The organism is Pantoea stewartii subsp. stewartii, assembly GCF_008801695.1.
Taxonomy (GTDB): domain Bacteria; phylum Pseudomonadota; class Gammaproteobacteria; order Enterobacterales; family Enterobacteriaceae; genus Pantoea; species Pantoea stewartii.
This window is the reverse complement of sequence record NZ_VZPF01000306.1, coordinates 1-252: the sequence shown is the minus strand read 5'-3', so window position 1 is coordinate 252 and position 252 is coordinate 1. Positions and strand designations below refer to the sequence as shown.

The window sequence follows — 252 nt, the reverse complement described above, 5'->3', positions numbered from 1 at the left end:
GATGGTTACCTGCTGCCGGCCTGGTATGGCGGAGAGCCGCGCCGACACTGCGTATCCGTGACCCACACAAAGAAGAAAAAATGGTCGCTATCCATGAAGCACTGGCGAAATGTAGTGCGGAAAACCCGTAAGCGTCACATTTAAACCGTCTGTGCAGCGGGCTCCGGTTCCGGGAAAATAGTGTCCATCATTTTTTAATGGACACTATCGCGTGAAACACCGGACATGGCTCCTTGAGGCGCTTCGCCTCCA

Annotated in this window: 1 pseudogene; it reads left to right on the top strand. The window is 54.0% G+C overall.

Going from position 1 to position 252, the window contains the following annotated elements:
- A pseudogene (locus tag F7Q90_RS26295) lies at positions 1-128 on the top strand (IS630 family transposase); the annotation flags it as partial.
- Between the last annotated feature and the right edge of the window lie 124 nt (positions 129-252).